The sequence below is a fragment of the Mucilaginibacter calamicampi genome, assembly GCF_042676765.1.
GTDB lineage: Bacteria > Bacteroidota > Bacteroidia > Sphingobacteriales > Sphingobacteriaceae > Mucilaginibacter > Mucilaginibacter calamicampi.
In genome coordinates this window covers 406,140-427,409 of sequence record NZ_JBHTHU010000006.1, presented here as the reverse complement: position 1 = coordinate 427,409, position 21,270 = coordinate 406,140, and the positions used below count along the sequence as shown (strand labels likewise).

Sequence of the window (21,270 nt, the reverse complement as noted above, 5' to 3'; positions counted from 1 at the left end):
TATTTAACTAAGCGCTAATTTTGGCCAAATAAAATCCAAAATTAAACTTACCGATTGATCTATTGATTGATTAACTGTATTTATTATCATATCCGGATTGTCAGGGCGTTCAAAGGGGACGTCAATACCGGTAAAATTTTTTATTTCCCCTGCCCTTGCTCTTTTATATAAACCCTTCACATCTCTTTGTTCGCAAACGTTTAGTGGGGTATCAACAAAAAACTCAAAAAAAGAACTGCCTATTAAATTTCTAAGCAGATGCCTGTCTTTTTTATAAGGCGATATAAACGCTGCAGTTACCACCAACCCTGCATCACACATTAACTTTGCAACCTCTCCTATCCGCCTTAAATTTTCTATTCTGTCAGATTCAGAAAACCCCAGGTCGCTATTTAAACCTCTCCTCACATTATCTCCATCAAGGCTGAAGGTTTTAACGCCTTTTTTAAAAAGCTCACTTTCAACCCCATTTGCCAGGGTACTTTTCCCCGCGCCTGACAGCCCCTCAAACCATAAACAAGCGCCTTTATGGCCATTTGCACCTTCCCGCATTTGCTTGCAAACCGAGTAGGTAAAGTTTACAATATTGGGGTTTCCTTCCATCCCGCAAATTTCGGGATAAAAGTGCAAATTCCGATATTAAGTTGAAGGCAATTCTGCGGGCAATTTGGCCCTGGCAACATCCGCTTCCTCTTTTAAAATAAAATGTCGCATCAGCGGGCCCGAAATGCCGATAGTAACAATGGTCATTACTACAAGGCCCACAAATAATGGTTCATCAATAATGCCGGCCTGCAAAGCAATTAAACCCAAAACCACCTCCTGCGATCCGCGGGCATTCATACCAAAAGCCACCGCCCACGATTCGTTATTGCTCATACCACTCATGCGGCTGCCCAACCATGCTCCACCCAGTTTTGCAAAACAAGCAATGCCTAATATTATCAGCACTACTTTTAAATCAAAGTTTTCAATAAAGTTTAGTCGCAATCCAATTGAAGCAAAGAACAGCGGAGCCAAAACGTTAACTACAAACTGATGAAGGGCCAACCTGTGGCGCGCGCTAAAGTATTCAGAGTCGCCAATTGCTATACCAACCAAAAATGCTCCGAAAACACCTCGCACACCCAAATACTCTGTAACAATGGCACCTAACAGGCACAGAATTACGCAAAGGGTAACTATTCTGCCGGTTTTTAAGTGTTGCTGCGCAAGCGACAGTAATTTGTTAATTCCCCAACGGCCAATAGTGAGCATAAATGCTACGAAAACCAATACTAGTATAATAGACAGGAATGAAGCATCCTCCTTACCCGAGCCCATCAGCTTAAGTATAACCGAAAAGAGTATCCAACCAAAAAAGTCATCAACCATAGCAGCTGTTAATACCAAACCTCCAATTTTTGATTGAAGGATATCCATATCTATCAGTATTTTGGTTATTACAGATAATGCTGTAATAGATAACGCCGTACCAAAAAACATGGCCGATATTATCAGGTTATGGCTGGGTTGGGCAAAAATGTGATCGTAAAAGTAATAGGCCACGGCAAACCCAACGGCAAACGGAAACAAAAGCCCCATCATGCTTATAGAAAACGCCTGCTTTCCCTGCGCTCTTATCTGCTTTAAATCTATTTCAAAGCCTGCTATAAACATTAAAAGCATAATGCCAATGTTGGCCAGGCCATCGTAAGCGCCATATGCTTTTGGTTGCGATACAAATATCTCGTTAAACAAATCAGGGAATATACCACCCAGCAATGACGGGCCGAGAATAATTCCCGCCATCACCTCGCCTATAATAGCGGGTTGCTTTAGCTGGCGGCAAAGTTCGCCTAACAGTCTTGCAAGCAGCAGCATAAGCGATACGATGATCAGAAAGTGCAGTACCTCGCTCGAGCTTAATTTGGATATCATTGAGTAATTCTACTGATTTAATAGAGTTTGCAAATATACTTTCATTTTCGGGTTTAGCAAACAGTATATTTTATATCAAAAAAGCGCTATGCAGTTATATAGCAGATTATTAGGCCTGGCCCATAGTACCGCCAAAATTTATGGGGAAACCGCCTGCTTCGGGCTGGGTTTTAATGCGCCCGTTTACTGCTTCGTATTTTTCAACATTCTCTTCAAGCGCGGCTAACAAACGTTTGGCATGCTCCGGCGTTAAAATTATTCTTGATTTTACTTTAGCCTTAGGCACACCCGGCATAACACGTATAAAATCCATTACAAACTCGGCAGTTGAATGGGTTACAATGGCAAGGTTAGAATATATCCCCTCGGCAATTTCTTCTGAAAGCTCTATATTAAGCTGGTTGTCAAATTGTTCTTCCATGGTGCTAAAATAACAAAGCCTTCCGCAAATGGGAAGGCTTTGAAAATATTAATTATTTGTATTTGCCTGGGTTAAGCTTCTACCTCTTCGGCTTTTGATGCCATCAGACGATCGAACTCTTCCTGAGATCCTACACGGATATTTTCGTATTCGCGTAAACCTGTACCTGAAGGTATCAGGTGACCAACGATCACGTTCTCTTTCAGACCCAGCATCAAATCGCGTTTGCCGGCAATTGCAGCCTCGTTCAGTACTTTTGTAGTTTCCTGGAACGATGCAGCCGAGATAAACGACTTGGTACCTAATGAAGCTCTGGTTATACCTTGCAGTATAGGGCTTGAAGTTGCAGCAATAGCATCGCGCACTTCAATCAACTTCATATCCTTACGTTTAAGGATAGAGTTCTCATCACGCAGTTTACGTACAGATACTATCTGACCGGCTTTAAATGCTGTTGAATCACCCGGATCAACAACTACCTTTTTGTCAAATATCTCGTCGTTTTCCTGCATAAAGTCCCAGCTATCAACAGCTTCTTTCTCAAGGAAACGGGTATCACCTGCATCCTCGATCATTACTTTCTGCATCATCTGGTGAACGATAACCTCAAAGTGTTTATCGTTTATCTTCACACCCTGTAAGCGGTAAACTTCCTGTATACCGTTAACAAGATACTCTTGCACGGCAGCAGGGCCTTTAATAGCTAATATATCAGATGGTGATATTGAACCGTCAGACAATGGCATACCGGCTTTAACAAAGTCATTATCCTGTACAAGGATGTGTTTAGACAATGGCACCAGGTATTTTTTGATCTGTCCGTCTCTTGATTCGATAGTGATCTCGCGGTTACCACGTTTAACACCACCTAAAGTTACCACACCATCAATCTCAGTTACTACCGCAGGGTTAGATGGGTTACGTGCTTCAAACAACTCAGTTACACGTGGTAAACCACCTGTAATATCCCGCGTTTTACCTGTTGAACGAGGTATTTTAGCGATGATCTGTCCGGTTTGTAGTTTTTCACCTTCATCAACAGCAATGTGCGCGCCTACCGGGATGTTGTATCCTTTAATAAGCGTTCCTTTACCATCAACAACCTGGATAGACGGGTTCTTGGTTTTATCACGTGTATCGATAATAACTTTCTCACGGTGACCGGTTTGCTCATCAGATTCTTCACGGAAAGTGATACCCTCTAATACAGCCTCAAACTGTGTTTTACCCGCAAATTCAGAGATGATAACCGCGTTGTACGGATCCCATGAACAGATGCGATCGCCACGTTTTACTTTGCTGCCGTCCTTAATGTATAAATAAGCGCCGTATGGAATGTTGTTAGTAACAATTACCTTGTTGCTTCCTTCTTCAACTATACGGAACTCGCCTGACCGGCCTAGAACTACATCAACCGGTCCGTCTTCGCCAACATACTCTACTGTACGAACGTTTTCAAACTCTATGATACCATCAAACTTAGCGTTGATCTGAGATTCAGCCGCGATGTTTGACGCGGTACCACCCACGTGGAATGTACGTAGTGTTAACTGTGTACCCGGCTCACCGATAGACTGTGCAGCAATTACACCAACAGCCTCGCCTTTTTGCACGCGTTTACCGCTTGCAAGGTTACGGCCATAGCATAAAGCACAAACACCACGCTTGCTTTCGCAGGTTAATACCGAACGAATTTCGATACCTTCCAATGGTGAATTCTCTATCTTTTTGCCAATTTCTTCAGTAATATCCTGTCCTGCTGTTACCAATAACTCATTAGTGATCGGATCATGAACATCATGTAAAGATGTACGGCCCAAAATACGATCGTATAGTGGCTCAACAATATCCTCGTTATCTTTTAACGCGGTAGTGAATATACCTCTTAAGGTTCCGCAATCTACGGTACCAACAATCATATCCTGCGCAACGTCATGTAAACGACGGGTTAAGTAACCCGCATCCGCCGTTTTCAACGCCGTATCCGCCAAACCTTTACGTGCACCGTGGGTAGATATAAAGTACTCTAATACAGACAAACCTTCTTTAAAGTTTGAAAGGATAGGGTTCTCAATGATCTCGCCGCCTGAGCCTGATTTTTGAGGCTTAGCCATCAAACCACGCATACCTGCAAGCTGACGGATCTGCTCTTTAGAACCACGCGCGCCTGAGTCCAACATCATGTATACCGAGTTAAAGCCCTGGTTATCGTTGCTCAGGATATCCATCACATTCGCGGTTAAGCGGTTGTTGATACGTGTCCAGATATCGATAATTTGGTTATAACGCTCGTTATTGGTAATGAAACCCATGTTATAGTTACCCATTACTTCTTCTACTTGTTTAGAAGCAGTGTCAATCAGGGTTACTTTTTCAGCAGGGATGTTGATATCCTTAAGGTTAAATGATAAACCACCCTGGAACGCCATTTTAAATCCTAATTCCTTAATATCATCAAGGAAAGCGGCAGCGCGGGCCATACCGGTGTTTTTAACTACCTCGCCAATAATATCACGCAGTGATTTTTTGGTAAGCAGCTCATTTATGTAACCCACTTCTGTTGGAACGTGCTGATTAAACAATACACGGCCTACAGTGGTATCAATAATTTTGCTAACAATGCTGCCATCGCGCTCTTTTACAAAGGCTTTAACCTTAATAAACGCGTGCAGATCAACTTTCCTCTCATTGTAAGCTATAATAACTTCTTCAGCAGAGTAGAATGTTAATCCCTCGCCTTTTACAACGCGGCTAGCATCAGTTTTACGGCCTTTAGTAATGTAGTAAAGACCCAAAACCATGTCCTGAGACGGTACTGTAATAGGTGTACCGTTAGCAGGGTTTAATATATTGTGCGATGCAAGCATCAACACCTGTGCTTCTAAAATTGCGGCGTTACCAAGTGGTACGTGAACGGCCATCTGGTCACCGTCAAAGTCGGCGTTGAACGCGGTACAGGTTAACGGGTGCAATTGGATAGCTTTACCTTCAACCAGTTTTGGCTGGAAAGACTGTATACCCAACCTGTGCAGCGTAGGCGCACGGTTTAGTAATACCGGGTGTCCTTTAAGTACGTTCTCCAATATATCCCAAACCAATGGGTCCTTACGGTCAACTATTTTCTTTGCAGATTTTACAGTTTTAACAACACCACGCTCAATCATTTTACGAATGATGAACGGTTTGAATAATTCTGCAGCCATATCCTTTGGTAAACCGCACTCATGCAGTTTAAGGTTAGGGCCCACAACAATTACAGAACGTGCTGAATAATCCACACGTTTACCCAATAAGTTTTGACGGAAACGGCCTTGCTTACCTTTCAGGATGTCTGAAAGTGATTTCAAAGCACGGTTACCTTCAGTTTTTACCGCGTTAACTTTACGTGAGTTATCAAATAACGAATCTACAGCTTCCTGTAACATACGTTTTTCGTTACGTAAAATTACCTCAGGCGCTTTTATCTCTATCAAACGTTTTAAACGGTTGTTACGGATAATTACACGGCGATAAAGATCGTTCAAATCCGATGTTGCAAAACGGCCACCCTCAAGTGGTACTAACGGACGCAACTCCGGCGGTATAACCGGAACGATCTTAACGATCATCCACTCAGGGTTATTTTCAATACGGGTTTTAGCTCCGCGGAAAGCTTCAACAACCTGAAGGCGTTTTAACGCTTCGTTTTTACGTTGTTGCGAAGTTTCTGTAGCTGCCTGGTGGCGTAAGCTGAAAGAAAGGTGGTCAAGATCAATACGTTTTAACAACTCTTCTAAAGCCTCTGCACCCATTTTGGCTACAAACTTCTGCGGATCTTTATCATCAAGATACTGGTTCTCTTTTGGTAAAGTATCTAATATATCCAGGTATTCTTCCTCAGTAAGGAAATCCATTGTTGATATACCATCAGACTCCTTAATACCCGGCTGAATTACTACATAACGCTCGTAGTAAATAATAAGGTCGAGTTTTTTTGTAGGTAAGCCCAGCAGGTAACCAATTTTATTTGGCAACGAGCGGAAATACCAGATATGAGCAACAGGCACCACCAAATTGATGTGGCCCATACGCTCTCTGCGTACTTTTTTCTCGGTTACTTCAACACCGCAACGGTCGCAAACTATACCTTTGTAACGTATACGTTTGTATTTACCGCAATGGCATTCGTAGTCTTTTACCGGACCAAAAATACGCTCGCAAAATAAACCATCACGCTCAGGCTTATAAGTCCTGTAGTTAATGGTTTCGGGTTTTAAAACCTCACCACTTGAACGCTCCAAAATTGCCTCAGGCGAAGCCAGGCTAATGGTGATGGTGGTAAAGTTACTTTTGATTTTATTATCCTTTTTGTAAGACATAGTCTCCTTGTTTTTTTAATGAGTGAATGAGTGAGTGGTGAATGAGTGAATGGTGACCTGATCACTCATTCTCTCATTCACTAATTCACTAATTATTCAAGCGTGATATCCAAACCTAAACCTCTAAGCTCATGAACCAATACGTTGAATGATTCTGGAACTGATGGTGTTGGCAGGTTTTCACCTTTAACAATAGCCTCGTAAGTTTTGGCACGGCCAACAACGTCGTCAGACTTAACTGTCAATATTTCCTGCAGGATGTTTGATGCGCCGAATGCTTCCAGTGCCCAAACCTCCATCTCACCAAAACGCTGACCACCAAATTGTGCTTTACCGCCCAATGGTTGTTGTGTAATTAATGAGTATGGCCCTATTGAACGCGCGTGCATCTTATCGTCAACCATGTGGCCCAGTTTAAGCATGTAGATAATACCTACAGTTGTTTGCTGGTCAAAACGGTCGCCTGTTAAGCCGTTGTATAAGTAAGTACGGCCACTTTCTGGTATACCTGCTTTTTTAACGTACTCTTCTACTTCATCATGGCTTGCACCATCAAAAATAGGAGTAGCAAACTTAATACCCAGCTCTTTACCGGCCCATCCTAATACAGTTTCGTAGATCTGTCCAAGGTTCATACGTGATGGTACACCCAGTGGGTTCAACACAATATCAACCGGTGTTCCATCCTCCAAGAACGGCATATCCTCATCACGTACAATACGTGCAACAATACCTTTGTTACCGTGGCGGCCTGCCATTTTATCACCCACTTTAAGCTTACGCTTTTTAGCGATGTAAACTTTAGCCATTTGTACAATTCCCGATGGAAGCTCGTCACCTACACTTATCGCAAATTTATCACGACGGTAAGCGCCCAGTTCCTCGTTCAATTTGATGTTGTAGTTATGCAACAGCAATTTTATCTGATCATTCTTGTCGTCATCAGTTGTCCATTTAGTTGGGTTGATGTTTTCGTAGTTTAATTCAGTTAAAATTTTCTGAGTGAATTTAACACCTTTTGGTACCAACAGCTCTTTGTAAACATTTTGTACACCTTGTGATGTTTTGCCGTTAACAATTTCAAACAACTTCTCGATCAAAGTAGACTTCAGATCTTTAGTTGCTTTATCGTGTTTGGTATCCAGTTTTTCTATCTGTGCTTTTTCTTCAGCCTTAGTGGTCTTTTTAGCGCGAGAGAATAATTTGGTATCAATAACCACACCTGCAATTGAAGGCGGAGTTTTTAATGATGCGTCTTTAACATCACCTGCTTTGTCACCAAATATGGCACGTAAAAGTTTCTCTTCCGGTGAAGGATCAGATTCGCCTTTAGGGGTGATCTTACCAATCAGAATATCGCCTTCTTTAACCTCTGCACCCACACGGATGATACCGTCTTCGTCAAGGTCTTTAGTAGCTTCTTCTGATACGTTAGGGATATCGGCAGTTAATTCCTCTTCCCCACGTTTTGTATCACGCACTTCAAGTTCAAACTCTTCAACGTGAAGCGATGTGAAGATATCCTGAGACACAACGCGCTCAGATATTACAATCGCATCCTCAAAGTTATAACCTTGCCAAGGCATGAATGCCACTTTAAGGTTACGGCCCAGGGCCAGTTCACCATCTTGTGTAGCATAACCTTCGCAAAGCACCTGTCCTTTTTCAACACGCTGACCTTTTTTAATGATCGGCTTAAGGTTGATAGTAGTGCTCTGGTTAGTCTTTTTAAACTTGGTTAATATATAGCTTTTTGAATCGCCTTCGAAAGAAACCAAACGGTCATCCTCGTTACGATCATATTTAATTATTATCTGGTTAGCATCAACATACTCAACCACACCATTGCCTTCGGCATTGATCAAGGTACGAGAGTCTTTTGCCACACGACCTTCCAAACCGGTACCTACAATTGGCGCTTCAGGGCGCAATAATGGTACGGCCTGGCGTTGCATGTTTGAACCCATCAAGGCACGGTTAGCATCATCATGCTCCAAAAACGGAATTAATGATGCCGCGATTGATGTGATCTGGTTTGGAGCAACGTCCATCAGATCCAGTCTTTCCGGCTCAATAATAGGGAAATCACCCTCGAAACGTGCTTTCACTTTCGGAGTAGCAAATTCGCCTTTATCATCATAAACCGCGTTAGCCTGACCAATGGTTTTGCCATCTTCGTCTTCTGCTGATAAGTAAATTACCGGCTCTTGCACCTGTACTTTACCTTCAATAACGCGTTTGTATGGTGTTTCAATAAAGCCTAAGTTGTTAATCTTAGCGTGAACACACAATGAAGAGATCAAACCAATGTTTGGACCTTCCGGTGTTTCAATAGTACACAACCTGCCGTAGTGGGTGTAGTGAACGTCACGCACCTCAAAACCTGCACGCTCACGAGACAGACCACCGGGCCCAAGGGCTGACAGACGACGCTTGTGCGTGATCTCTGCCAGAGGATTGGTTTGGTCCATAAACTGTGATAACTGGTTGGTTCCGAAGAACGAGTTGATCACAGATGATAGTGTACGCGCGTTAATTAAGTCGGTTGGTGTAAATACCTCGTTATCGCGGATGTTCATACGCTCGCGGATGGTACGGGCCATACGGGCCAAACCAACACCAAACTGAGCATATAACTGCTCACCTACTGTACGAACACGACGGTTTGACAAGTGATCGATATCATCCACCTCGGCTTTTGAGTTGATCAACTTGATCAGGTATTTTACTATCGCGATGATATCCTGTTTAGTTAAAACTTTGATCTCTTCAGAAGTATCCAGTTTCAACTTACGGTTAATGCGGTAGCGGCCCACATCGCCCAGGTCATAACGTTTGTCAGAGAAGAACAATCTGTCAATGATACCGCGTGCGGTTTCCTCATCAGGTGGTTCTGCGTTACGCAACTGACGGTAGATATGCTCAACCGCCTCTTTCTCTGAGTTTGAAGTATCTTTTTGTAAAGTGTTATATATAATAGTGTAATCACCGCTTGAAGCGCTATCCTCTTTGTTCAGGATGATAGTTTTAACGCCAGCGTCAATGATCATATCAATATGGTCATCTTCCAGCATGGTTTCGCGCTCAAGAATGATCTCGTTACGGTCAATAGAAACAACTTCACCGGTATCTTCATCCACAAAGTCTTCAACCCATTTCTTCAAAACTCTTGCAGCCAGTTTACGGCCAATGAATTTTTTCAGACCAGATTTGCTAACTTTTACTTCATCAGCCAGTTCAAATAATTCTAATATATCCTTATCAGAATCATAACCAATAGCACGAAGCAAGGTAGTTACCGGGAATTTTTTCTTACGGTCAATGTAGGCGTACATTACGTTGTTAACGTCGGTAGCAAACTCAATCCATGATCCTTTGAAAGGAATTACACGGGCAGAGTACAACTTGGTACCGTTAGTGTGGCGGCTTTGACCAAAGAATACACCAGGCGAACGGTGCAACTGCGACACGATAACACGCTCAGCACCGTTGATAACGAAAGTACCTTTAGGGGTCATGTAAGGGATGGTTCCCAAATACACGTCCTGAACTATGGTTTCGAAATCTTCGTGCTCTGCATCGTTACATGACAGGCGCAGCTTTGCCTTTAAAGGCACGCTGTAAGTTAAACCGCGCTCAATACACTCGCGTATATCGTAACGTGGCGGGTCAATAAAATAATCCAGGAATTCAAGAACAAAGATGTTCCTTGAGTCTGAGATCGGAAAATTTTCTGCGAAAACTTTAAACAAACCCTCTTTGTGGCGGTTGTCTGAAGTAGTTTCTAATTGAAAAAATTCCTGGAAAGATTGCAACTGCACATCCAGAAAATCGGGGTATTCAAGTACCTTTCTGCTGGTTGCAAAGTTAACTCTTTGATTTATTTGGGTTGCCAAGGTGTTATAAATTTAGTTTAAAAATTAAACTTTAGTAGATGTGAGTTTCCCCGGGGCTGCACCGGGTGGTATTATGGGATTTGAGAGAAAGAACGAAACCTAACGCACAATTATTGTGCCATCAATCTCATAACTCAGCTCGGATATCTCCAATCTAAAACCTTATAAACAGCAATAGACCCCGACCAAAACAGGTCGGAGTCTCTGTGCTTTGTGTGTATGGTTAAATTACTTAACCTCAACTACCGCTCCGGCTTCTTCTAATTGTGATTTCAAAGATTGAGCTTCTTCTTTAGTTACACCAGTTTTTAATTCTTTAGGTGCACCGTCAACAAGATCTTTAGCTTCTTTCAAACCAAGGCCGGTTAGGTCTTTTACTAATTTAACTACAGCTAATTTAGCGCCACCTGCTTCTTTCAGGATAACGTCAAATGCTGTTTGCTCAGCAGCAGCAGCAGGGGCGTCATCGCCACCAGCAGGAGCAGCAGCAACTGCAACAGCAGCAGCAGCAGGCTCAATGCCATACTCGTCTTTCAATATCTGAGCTAATTCGTTTACTTCTTTTACTGTTAAGTTTACCAACTGTTCAGCAAACGCTTTTAAATCCGCCATTTTATTTTGTGTTTTATTGTAATGCTTTGTTTTTAATTACCAAACTTTTAGGTGTTTGGATTAACCTCTTTCTTGTAATGTTTTTACTAATCCTGCCAATGTGTTTCCGCCTGATTGCAGTGCAGAAATAACATTTTTCGCTGGTGATTGCAGTAAGCCAATAACTTCGCCTATCAGTTGTTCTTTTGATTTCAGCTTGGTTAATGTATCCAGCTGATTATCGCCAATGAACACTGCAGAGTCAATATATGCTGCTTTTAATACCGGTTTGTCGCCAGCTTTTCTCAGTTGTTTGATCAGTTTTGCCGGAGCAGTTGCTGATTTTGAGAAAAGTATTGATGATGAACCTTTTAACACATCATATATTGGTGCAAAGTCTCCGCCTGCAGCTTCCATAGCTTTTTTGATCAAGCTGTTTTTGGTAACCTGCATTTTGATGTCAGCGTCGAAACACTTCCTGCGGATATCGTTTACTTTTGCAACCGTTAAGTTTGAAGTATCGGTAATATAAAAATTGCCGTACTCCTTCATTTGCTCAGTGAGGGCAAGAACTAAGTCGTATTTTTCTTCTTTAGTCATGATTTTAGATCCCCGCTACTGATTTTGTTTCTACTGTAATTCCGGGAGACATAGTAGAAGAGATATGAATGCTCTTAAAATATGTTCCTTTAGCTGCTGATGGTTTTAATTTAGAGATGGTTTGCAATACTTCTAATGCATTCTCGTAAATTTTTTCAGCAGGGAAAGATGCTTTTCCTATTGAGGTATGGATGATACCGGTTTTGTCAACCTTGAAATCGATCTTACCACCTTTTACCTCAGTTACAGCTTTTCCAACTTCCGGAGTTACTGTTCCTGATTTAGGGTTAGGCATTAAGTTACGCGGACCAAGCACACGGCCTAATCTACCTACCTTAGCCATAACACTTGGCATAGTAATGATAATATCAACATCAGTCCATCCGCCTTCAATCTTGGCAATATAGTCATCCAAACCTACGTAATCTGCACCTGCGTCTTTAGCTTCTTGTTCCTTATCAGGCGTACAAAGAACTAATACACGTACAGTTTTACCGGTTCCATGAGGCAATGTTGCAATACCACGTACCATTTGATTGGCTTTACGCGGATCTACACCTAAACGCACATCTATATCAACTGATGAATCAAATTTAGTTAGGGTTAATTCCTTCACTAAAGCTGATGCAGCTTCTAACGAGTATGATTTATTAGCCTCAATTTTGGAGAGTGCCACTTTTTGATTTTTTGTTAATCTAGCCACTGTCTTTAAACTGATTTAATTTTTTATTTCGGATTTCGGATTTGCGATCTCGGATTTATTTTCCTCGTCGCTTCCTTAACTCGAAACGTTAATAATCAAATTTCTTTCCTTCAATTTCAAAATCCGAAATTGAAAATCCGAAATCCGAAATTAATTGTTGTTCCAGGGAGCTGTACCGCTAACGGTTATCCCCATGCTGCGGGCAGTACCTGCTACCATTTTCATGGCTGATTCTACTGTGAATGCGTTCAAATCAGTCATTTTATCTTTGGCAATTGTCTCAACCTGATCCCAGTTTACACTGGCAACTTTTTTACGGTTGGGTTCTGCCGACCCGCTTTTTAAACCTGTGGCTTCCATTAACTGGATAGCTACCGGTGGGGTTTTAATGATAAAATCAAATGACTTGTCAACATAAACAGTAATAACTACAGGAAGCACTTTACCAGGTTTGTCCTGGGTACGTGCATTGAACTGCTTGCAAAACTCCATAATGTTCACCCCTTTGGCACCCAATGCTGGGCCTATTGGAGGTGATGGGTTTGCAGCGCCGCCCTTTACTTGCAGCTTTACCATCGCACCGACTTCTTTTGCCATCTTTTGCTTTGTTTAATTAGTACTCAATGTTATAAGTTGGAAGCTATGTAACATTTTGTTATTTTGATTTCGGATTTCGGATGTTCAATTTTGAATTTCCTATCCTTTTCCTGGTCAAAATGTCTTTATATAAATCCGAAATCGAAAATTCGAAATTCGAAATATTAACTACTCTTTCTCTACCTGCATGTAATTCAATTCAAGCGGTGTACGGCGCCCGAAGATCTTTACCATTACTTTCAGTTTCTTTTTCTCTTCGTTCACTTCTTCAATCACACCGCTAAAACCGTTGAAAGGGCCATCCATTACTTTAACGGCCTCGCCTACATAGTAAGGCACGCTCATGGTTTCGCCTTGCGCACTCATCTCATCAACCTTACCTAAAATACGGTTAACTTCTGCCTGGCGTAAAGGGATGGCATTACCTGCCTTATCACCCAAAAAGCCAATTACGCTGTTTATATTTTTTATAATGTGCTCCAGCTCGCCATCAAGGGCAGCTTCCATCAGCACGTAACCCGGAAAATAATTGCGTTCTTTAGCAATTTTCTTTCCGTCGCGCATTTGGTAATATTTCTCGGTAGGTATTAAAACCTGCGGTGCAAGGTGCGATATACCTAAACGGTTTACCTCAGCATCAATATACTGCTTTACCTTTTTCTCTTTACCGCTAATGGCCCTAACCACATACCATTTTAACTGATCACCCATTCTTTATATATATTATTAAGCCAGTGAACTATAAAACTTGTCTAGCACGTAACCTATTATATGGTCCATACCGAAAATAAGCAACGCAATAATAATAGCAGCAATAAGCACCAATACGGCACTGCTTTGCAGCTCTTTCCAGGTTGGCCAGGTTACCTTCTGGGTCAACTCTATGTACGACTCTTTAATATATTCTGATACGCCAGCCATCTATATTATTAATTACTATAAGCACGGGAACAAGGATTCGAACCCTGATCAAAGGTTTTGGAGACCTCTATTCTACCGTTGAACTATTCCCGTGTATTAGCCCCCTGTCCCCCTAAAGGGGGAACAAAAGAGAACCTCTTTATTATGTAACAAAGTACTTAGTCAAAATGACTAAGTACTTTGTCTAAATTAACCTCACCCAATTACTCCCCCTTAAGGGGGCCGGGGGGCTTATTTTAATATTTCGGTTACCTGACCGGCACCTACTGTTCTACCACCCTCACGGATAGCGAAACGTAAGCCTTTTTCCATCGCGATAGCGTTGATCAACTTTACAGTGATGGTAACGTTATCACCAGGCATAACCATTTCTACACCTTCAGCTAAAGTGATCTCACCTGTAACGTCTGTTGTACGGAAATAGAATTGCGGACGGTATTTGTTGAAGAATGGAGTGTGACGGCCACCTTCTGCTTTTGATAATACGTAAACTTCTGCTTTGAAATCAGTGTGTGGGTTAACTGAACCTGGTTTGCAAATAACCATACCACGACGGATATCAGTTTTTTCAATACCACGTAACAATAAACCTACGTTGTCACCAGCTTCGCCACGGTCAAGGATCTTGCGGAACATCTCAACACCTGTTACGGTTGATTTTAAGTTCTCAGCACCCATACCTAATATATCAACTTGCTCACCAGAGTTGATTACACCACGCTCAATACGACCTGTAGCAACAGTACCACGACCAGTAATTGAGAATACGTCTTCAACAGGCATCAAGAAAGGAAGATCAGTTAAACGTGGAGGGATTGGGATGTAGTTATCAACAGCATCCATCAATTCCATAATTTTGCTAACCCATTTCGGATCTGCATTTAAGCCACCCAAAGCAGAACCTTGGATAACAGGGATATCATCACCTGGGAAATCATAGAATGAAAGTAGCTCACGGATTTCCATTTCTACTAACTCTAACAATTCCGGATCATCAACCATATCCACTTTATTCATGAATACAACCAATGAAGGTACACCTACCTGACGAGCCAAAAGGATGTGCTCGCGAGTTTGTGGCATCGGGCCATCAGTAGCAGCAACAACTATAATTGCACCGTCCATCTGAGCAGCACCTGTAACCATGTTTTTCACATAATCCGCGTGACCTGGGCAGTCAACGTGAGCGTAGTGACGGTTAGCAGTTGAGTACTCAACGTGAGCTGTGTTAATAGTGATACCGCGTTCTTTTTCTTCAGGAGCTGAGTCAATTGATTCAAATGAACGCGCTTCTGATAAACCTGCGTCAGCTAATACTTTAGTGATAGCTGCGGTCAAGGTAGTTTTGCCGTGGTCAACGTGACCGATAGTGCCGATGTTTAAGTGCGGCTTACTGCGGTCAAACTTTTCTTTTGCCATGATTTATTTTTGTTTGTAGGTTAATTTATATTTAAAACTATTACTTATTTATACTTTAATAAGTTGAGCCAACAATGGGATTTGAACCCATGACCTCTTCCTTACCAAGGAAGTGCTCTACCCCTGAGCTACGTCGGCTTTTTGTTTAGTTTGCAGTTTTTCAGTTTGTAGCTTGCAGTTATTAACTGCTTACTGCGAACCGCATACTGCCAACTTTAACAGAGCGGAAGAAGAGGTTCGAACTCTCGACCTATAGCTTGGAAGGCTATCGCTCTACCAACTGAGCTACTTCCGCTTTTTTTAATGAGTGATTGAGTGAATTAGCGATTTATTGACTTTTAAGTTTCAATTAATCACTCATTCACTCATTCAACCTTCACTCATTACCCATTGTGGGGGGAGAAGGATTCGAACCTTCGTAGCCGAAGCAACGGATTTACAGTCCGTCCCATTTGACCGCTCTGGTATCCCCCCAAGTTGAGTTCGGATTTCGGATTTACAATTTCGGATTTACCTTTTGACAGGAAAAAATCCGAAATCGAAATTTCGAAATTCGAAATCAAACTGAGCCTCCTATCGGGATCGAACCAATGACCTACTGATTACAAGTCAGTTGCTCTACCAGCTGAGCTAAGGAGGCTTATTTTTTTATTTTAAAGAACCGTTCCCTTATTTCAGAAGTGGCGATAAGCCCCTTTCTGAAAGGGATTGCAAATTTACAAAATTTTAATGCCCGACAAAATTTTTTATTAAAAAAAATCGGGACGGTTTTGAGCCCGCAATGTTAGGCAAATTTTACCAACATATCGCTGTAAAAACAATGTATTGGCATTAAAATTTTACGCTGCAGGCAAACCCTTATAATACAGCAACATAGTACATCGCTTTAAATTCTCTTAGCAACGGGTGCCCATTTATTACAATAAAAGCAGGGATAGATTAAAAGGGGCAAATTCTTTCAATTTATTACTAACATCATACTAAACGCCCTTTTTAGTGTACACATATAGTAAAATAATATATGTGGCAACATCAGTTAAACATAAATAATTGTACGGCTGATATCCAGCAAATTAACCATGAGCAAAACTCAACGCCCATAAAATGGGCCTGCTTATTGCCTGTATGCCGGTGTTGAACACATGTTCATCAGTTAATAAATATTTTATACCATGAAATTCAATTTTACAAAATCCATGATGGCCCTTGCACTTATAGGCTCATCAAGCGCGGTACTTGCGCAAGGTTATTCAGACACAACTACTCGTTTCGACAAAAAGAACTTCCGTACCTGGTCTATAGGTTTAAACGGTGGTATGTTAACCCACTACACGCCGTTTAACAATCAATTTAACGGCGACTTTTTAACCCCGCAGGAAACCTGGGGTTACGGCGGTTACATTAAAAAACAAATTTTACCGGGCTTCGGTATTCAGGCCGACTTCCTGGCAGGTACTGTTCAGGGTTCCAGATCTAACAGTTTACAACCGGGCTCAACCGCGCAGGATAACAGCAGCTTTAAAACTACCATAGCATGGGCAGGCGCTATCAGCGCCAACATTACCCTGGCTAACCTTAGCTTAAATCAAAAACGCAGCGTGATCTCGCCGTACTTTACATCGGGTGTTGGTGTAATGTCATCAAGCGCTAATGTGCGTAATGTGCCCGGGTTTGCTAACACTACTTACGATGAAAGCATTTACATACCTGTTGGTGCAGGTGTAAAATTTGGCATAGCCAGGGGTATTAACATTGATTTAGGTTATAACGTAAACTTTGTAAAGAGCAACAACTTTGATGGTTACAGAAGCGGTACAAGCGACAGATTCTCTTACGCGCATGCCGGTTTAGAAATTGCCCTGGGTAAAAAATCATCGCCACAACTGCAAAACTACAGCGCCGCCGCCGCATTGCGCGAAGCCGCTGCTGCAGAGAGTGCTTATTTAAGAGGCCGTTTAGCTGCTGCCGAACAAGCAAGAATGCAGGAAGAGCAAGCCAGAGCAGCGCTTGCACAGCAATACGCCCGCGAAATGGGTGATGATGATGCTGATGGTGTTGCTAACAAGTTTGACAGATGCCCGGGCACAACTGCAGGTACACAAGTTGACGGTGCAGGTTGCCCGTTAAAAGTTCCGGCCCCGGTTGTGGTTACTAAAGAGAAAGTTATTGTAACCGAGTCTGATCGTCGTGTTGTTGGCGAAGCGATTAAAAACCTGGAGTTTGATCTGGGTAAAGCTACCATCAAAACAAGATCATACCCAACATTAAACCGTGTTGCCGATCTGTTAAAAGAGAAAAGCTTTAGCTTAAAATTAGCAGGCCATACTGATAACACCGGCTCAATGGCTTTAAACATGGCTTTATCAAAAGACCGTGCAGAGGCCGTTAAAGCTTACCTGGTATCGCAAGGTGCAAACGCATCATTAATTGAAGCAACAGGCTATGGCCCTAACCAGCCAATTGCAACAAACAAAACAGCAGCTGGCCGTCAGCAAAACCGCAGGGTTGAGTTTTCTTTGAACTAAACACCAGCGTTTGTTATATTTTTAAAGCGATGGGCGAATGCTCATCGCTTTTTTTATGATAATATTTTACTTATTGCCCGTCATGCTGAGTTATAAAATCCGGGGTCTCTAAGGGTGCAATGACACTGGGTTGGGTGTCATGGTGAGCCTGTCGAACCATAGCGCGGCAAGGCCTTTACGCCCCGCCCTTCGACAAGCTCAGGGTGACAGGCCCACCCTCAAAATATAATCTGTCATGGGTAACTTGTTTCAGCACCCCACATGCCGGGTAGCGGATCGGTAAGTTAGCCCGTTAGTCCGGATCTGCGATCCCGGACTTAAGAGCAGGGGATTGTAATCCCCCAATGGGCTAACTCAAAAGCTCCGGTGCAATACCGCCTCGTCATAACGTGCGTAAAAAAGTCAAGCCCTATTTTTTCATCAAGGTATAACTCCCTTTAAAATCAGTTGGATTAAACATATCAAAAGCAGCGGCTTCATTTAATTTGGGCGGCGCGCCGCCAATCCTTCCTCCTCCAACTACGATGGTACCGGGCGGATTAACTACACCATTTACTATTATGTTATAATCAAAACTGCCGTCGGCGCTAATTAAGTGGCGAAGATATTTTAAAGGCACCTGCCATTCAATAGTGTAAGCGCGTTTGGTATCTACAGCCGAAACTGCTTTTATATCCCAATCATTATAGATAGAAACAGATGGTTCTTTGATTTCTGAAATGCCGGAAACGTTGATCTGCTTGGCCACTTTTGGCAGTTCCTTATTTAGTGTGATCGCCATTTTTTCTACGTCGGCATCCTCACGCAGGGGTATACTGATAGTATATTTATCTGTATAAGATATTAGCGGATAGACAATTTTTACAGCTTGAGCTTCTTTATTAGCGGCACTTTTTAGCGCCAGTGTGATTCCTCCGCTCAGTATCTTGGCTATGGTTGGCTGCTCTTCACATTTAATTACCATGTACAGGTTCTTATCATCGTTAGCCATAGTGTAAAATACGCTTGTAGCACGATTGAAAGCCTGAAAGTTGCCACCCCATTCGTTGGGTTTACCATCTATATTGATGCCCTGGGGAGCTTGTAAACCCGCCGGTTGAATTACGGGAAGATTTTGCGAGAAAGAAGCCAGGCTGGACAATAAAGCAATAAGCGATAATGACAAAGTTTTAAATTGTTTCATAACAGGTTTGTTTTTTGGTTATAAACCAAAACTACGAAACATTCGTATAATTACGAAATAATCGTAATTATTTGTAAACGAGAAGGGCAGTTGAGGGGACGGTGATTTGTAATCCATTAAGCTCCTTCCCCTGGGAAGGGTGCGGCAGGTTGTGAAGTGGCGGGTAGGGGTTTAATACTGCGGATAACCCCTCCCTACACCCTCCCAAGGGAGGGAATCGCGCTGGCCACCGCTTTTTTTGAATCTTCCAACACTTTTCAGGAGCCCCTGAGGGAACGGAAAATCCATTAAAACTCCTTCCTTGGGGAAGGGTGCGGCAGGTTGTGGAGTGGCGGGTAGGGGTTTAATGCTGCGGCTAAGCCCCTCCCTACACCCTCCTAAGGGAGGGAATCGCACTGGCCACCGCTTTTTTTGAATCTTCCAACACTTTTCAGGAGTCCCTGAGGGAACGGAAAATCCATTAAAACTCCTTCCTTGGGGAAGGGTGCGGCAGGTTGTGGAGTGGCGGGTAGGGGTTTAATACTGCGGCTAAACCCTCCCTACACCCTCCCAATGGAGGGAATCGCACTGGCCACCGCCTTTTTTGAATCTCCAACACTTTTCAGGAGCCCCTGAGGGAACGGAAAATCAATTAAAACTCCTTCCTTGGGGAAGGGTGCGGCAGGTTGTGGAGTGGCGGGTAGGGGTTTAATACTGCGGCTAAACCCCTCCCTACACCCTCCCAAGGGAGGGAATCGCACAGGCCACCGACTTTTTTTTGAAATCCCTACCGTCCAAAAACCTCCGGATACATCATCGCCGCCCTTAAAATAAAGCTTACCGAATCTGTAACCCATATTCCCCCGTTTAGTGCGAGTTGCAGTACCTCGGTAGCGGGCTTTAAAACTATTTGTATGTCCTCGGTATCTTCCAGTTGCTGCACCGAGTTAAACTCGGCATCAAACACAATAAAGCCATAAGTAACCTGCTTTAATTTTGTTGGGTTGATGGCAATTTTGCCTAAAGAGACAAGATTTTCGCCACTCGCTTTTATACCTGTTTCCTCCTCCAGCTCGTTTAAGGCAGACTGTATTAGCGATGTGTCCTTTTGCTGCATCCCGCCCGGAAGCTCCAATAGTATTTGGCCAAGGCCGTGTTTATATTGCTTTACCAATACTACCTCATGTTGTTTTGTAAGGGCCAGCACCTGCACCACATCGCCCAGTTCAGCTAAATAATAATCGTAGACATTATTATTGGTGAGCCTTACTTTTTGTTTTGTAACAGGGAACCAATGGCTTGGCGATACATCTTCTTCTTCTAATACCGTCCACGGTTTTATCTCTTTGTTCATCATGTTCTCTCAGCCGCATGGCCACATTTCACGTCCCAGGCGGGACAAATTTTATCAATTTTATAATTATACTGATTATCAATAATTTATAGCAAAATTACAGCTAAATTTCCTGACGAATAAGTAGTCTCACTTTGTCCCAGGCAAAATCATCAAACTACTAACTGTCAATTACTTACTAAAAATCTTGTCCCACGTTGTCTCAGTTTGTCCCACACTGTTGTGAGACAACGCGATTAATGCGTCAACTCCGGATCGGTCAGCACGAAGCCGGTATCATCTTCTTTCTTTTTATACACGCCATCCGGGTACGCCGTAACCATTATCTCTAAAGTGGGCCACACAATACCGTTGAAAAGATGCCCGGCGCGCACAGTAAAATCGCTCTGGCTAACACTCATATGTACGTGTACTACCGGTTTGCCATTAAAGGTGGCTATGTTGCCGGTAAAAGAAACGATCTCGGCCTGCTGCTTTACAGTGTAAATGTGATACATCTGCTTATCGCGGTCGTAACTGCCCAACCTGCCCGAACTTATGGCACCCACCCCGTTAAACTGCGCAAATTTGATTCCTTCTTTCTCGGCAAAGTCACTCATACCCGATAGGATATCATCCCCACGGAATAATGCTATAACGTAGGTTTTAATATTGCCGTTGGTGTTGACCAGCCGGTACTTCATTGCAGGCGCCTTACCCTTCTCAATAACCTGACCGGGTTTTACATATTCCTCTTGCTGGGCTAATGCCAGTTGAGCCGTTAACAGCAGTAGTACCAGGGGTAGTAGTTTTTTCATCGTTTT

Annotated in this window: 16 protein-coding genes and 5 tRNA genes; 1 reads left to right on the top strand and 20 read right to left on the bottom strand. The window is 42.7% G+C overall.

Annotated features, from left to right (window positions below; all coding sequences use genetic code 11):
- Window positions 1–3: 3 nt before the first annotated feature.
- From cysC to ACFQZS_RS11370, 17 genes are all read right to left on the bottom strand, one after another.
- Window positions 4–603 (bottom strand): adenylyl-sulfate kinase, encoded by a 600-nt coding sequence (cysC, locus tag ACFQZS_RS11450; protein ID WP_377100299.1) that lies wholly within the window; start codon window positions 601–603, stop codon window positions 4–6.
- Between the two features lie 36 nt (window positions 604–639).
- Window positions 640–1,920 carry a cation:proton antiporter gene (locus ACFQZS_RS11445; RefSeq protein ID WP_377100297.1) on the bottom strand — a complete coding sequence of 427 codons (1,281 nt, stop codon included), beginning with the start codon at window positions 1,918–1,920 and terminating at the stop codon, window positions 640–642.
- 109 nt (window positions 1,921–2,029) lie between these two features.
- Entirely contained in the window at window positions 2,030–2,341 is a 312-nt protein-coding gene (locus tag ACFQZS_RS11440) for a DUF3467 domain-containing protein (protein WP_377100295.1), read from the bottom strand.
- Between the two features lie 71 nt (window positions 2,342–2,412).
- A complete protein-coding gene (gene rpoC, locus ACFQZS_RS11435; protein ID WP_377100293.1) occupies window positions 2,413–6,699 on the bottom strand; it encodes a DNA-directed RNA polymerase subunit beta' in 4,287 nt (1,428 codons plus the stop codon).
- A gap of 92 nt (window positions 6,700–6,791) precedes the next feature.
- Window positions 6,792–10,595: a DNA-directed RNA polymerase subunit beta gene (gene rpoB / locus ACFQZS_RS11430; protein WP_377100291.1), complete on the bottom strand. Its 3,804-nt coding sequence runs from the start codon at window positions 10,593–10,595 to the stop codon at window positions 6,792–6,794.
- Window positions 10,596–10,823: 228 nt separating this feature from the next.
- On the bottom strand, window positions 10,824–11,207 hold the full coding sequence (rplL, locus tag ACFQZS_RS11425; protein ID WP_377100289.1) for a 50S ribosomal protein L7/L12: 384 nt from the start codon (window positions 11,205–11,207) through the stop codon (window positions 10,824–10,826).
- 60 nt (window positions 11,208–11,267) lie between these two features.
- Window positions 11,268–11,786, bottom strand: a complete 519-nt coding sequence (gene rplJ / locus ACFQZS_RS11420) for a 50S ribosomal protein L10 (protein ID WP_377100287.1) — start codon at window positions 11,784–11,786, stop codon at window positions 11,268–11,270.
- A gap of 4 nt (window positions 11,787–11,790) precedes the next feature.
- A complete protein-coding gene (gene rplA / locus ACFQZS_RS11415) occupies window positions 11,791–12,489 on the bottom strand; it encodes a 50S ribosomal protein L1 (RefSeq protein ID WP_377100285.1) in 699 nt (232 codons plus the stop codon).
- A gap of 150 nt (window positions 12,490–12,639) precedes the next feature.
- A complete protein-coding gene (gene rplK, locus ACFQZS_RS11410) occupies window positions 12,640–13,086 on the bottom strand; it encodes a 50S ribosomal protein L11 (protein ID WP_377100283.1) in 447 nt (148 codons plus the stop codon).
- A 168-nt stretch (window positions 13,087–13,254) separates the two neighbouring features.
- On the bottom strand, window positions 13,255–13,797 hold the full coding sequence (gene nusG, locus ACFQZS_RS11405; protein WP_377100281.1) for a transcription termination/antitermination protein NusG: 543 nt from the start codon (window positions 13,795–13,797) through the stop codon (window positions 13,255–13,257).
- Between the two features lie 15 nt (window positions 13,798–13,812).
- On the bottom strand, window positions 13,813–14,007 hold the full coding sequence (gene secE / locus ACFQZS_RS11400; protein WP_377100279.1) for a preprotein translocase subunit SecE: 195 nt from the start codon (window positions 14,005–14,007) through the stop codon (window positions 13,813–13,815).
- A 22-nt stretch (window positions 14,008–14,029) separates the two neighbouring features.
- A tRNA-Trp gene (locus ACFQZS_RS11395) sits at window positions 14,030–14,100 on the bottom strand.
- Between the two features lie 138 nt (window positions 14,101–14,238).
- Window positions 14,239–15,426 (bottom strand): elongation factor Tu, encoded by a 1,188-nt coding sequence (tuf, locus tag ACFQZS_RS11390; RefSeq protein WP_377100277.1) that lies wholly within the window; start codon window positions 15,424–15,426, stop codon window positions 14,239–14,241.
- A 66-nt stretch (window positions 15,427–15,492) separates the two neighbouring features.
- Window positions 15,493–15,564: transfer RNA gene (locus ACFQZS_RS11385), tRNA-Thr, on the bottom strand.
- A gap of 84 nt (window positions 15,565–15,648) precedes the next feature.
- A tRNA-Gly gene (locus tag ACFQZS_RS11380) sits at window positions 15,649–15,721 on the bottom strand.
- 98 nt (window positions 15,722–15,819) lie between these two features.
- Window positions 15,820–15,900: transfer RNA gene (locus tag ACFQZS_RS11375), tRNA-Tyr, on the bottom strand.
- A 93-nt stretch (window positions 15,901–15,993) separates the two neighbouring features.
- Window positions 15,994–16,066 (bottom strand) — tRNA-Thr (locus ACFQZS_RS11370).
- Window positions 16,067–16,598: 532 nt separating this feature from the next.
- On the opposite strand from ACFQZS_RS11370, the gene ACFQZS_RS11365 reads away from it, so the two are divergent.
- Window positions 16,599–17,951 (top strand): OmpA family protein, encoded by a 1,353-nt coding sequence (locus ACFQZS_RS11365; protein WP_377100275.1) that lies wholly within the window; start codon window positions 16,599–16,601, stop codon window positions 17,949–17,951.
- A gap of 409 nt (window positions 17,952–18,360) precedes the next feature.
- Here ACFQZS_RS11365 and ACFQZS_RS11360 read toward each other — a convergent pair whose 3' ends face one another.
- From ACFQZS_RS11360 to ACFQZS_RS11350, 3 genes are all read right to left on the bottom strand, one after another.
- Window positions 18,361–19,134: a hypothetical protein gene (locus ACFQZS_RS11360; RefSeq protein WP_377100273.1), complete on the bottom strand. Its 774-nt coding sequence runs from the start codon at window positions 19,132–19,134 to the stop codon at window positions 18,361–18,363.
- 766 nt (window positions 19,135–19,900) lie between these two features.
- Window positions 19,901–20,467 carry an NUDIX hydrolase gene (locus ACFQZS_RS11355; RefSeq protein WP_377100271.1) on the bottom strand — a complete coding sequence of 189 codons (567 nt, stop codon included), beginning with the start codon at window positions 20,465–20,467 and terminating at the stop codon, window positions 19,901–19,903.
- Between the two features lie 236 nt (window positions 20,468–20,703).
- The gene (locus tag ACFQZS_RS11350) at window positions 20,704–21,264 is read right to left on the bottom strand and encodes a PPC domain-containing DNA-binding protein (protein ID WP_377100269.1); all 561 of its coding nucleotides are present in this window, start codon (window positions 21,262–21,264) and stop codon (window positions 20,704–20,706) included.
- Window positions 21,265–21,270 lie beyond the last annotated feature (6 nt).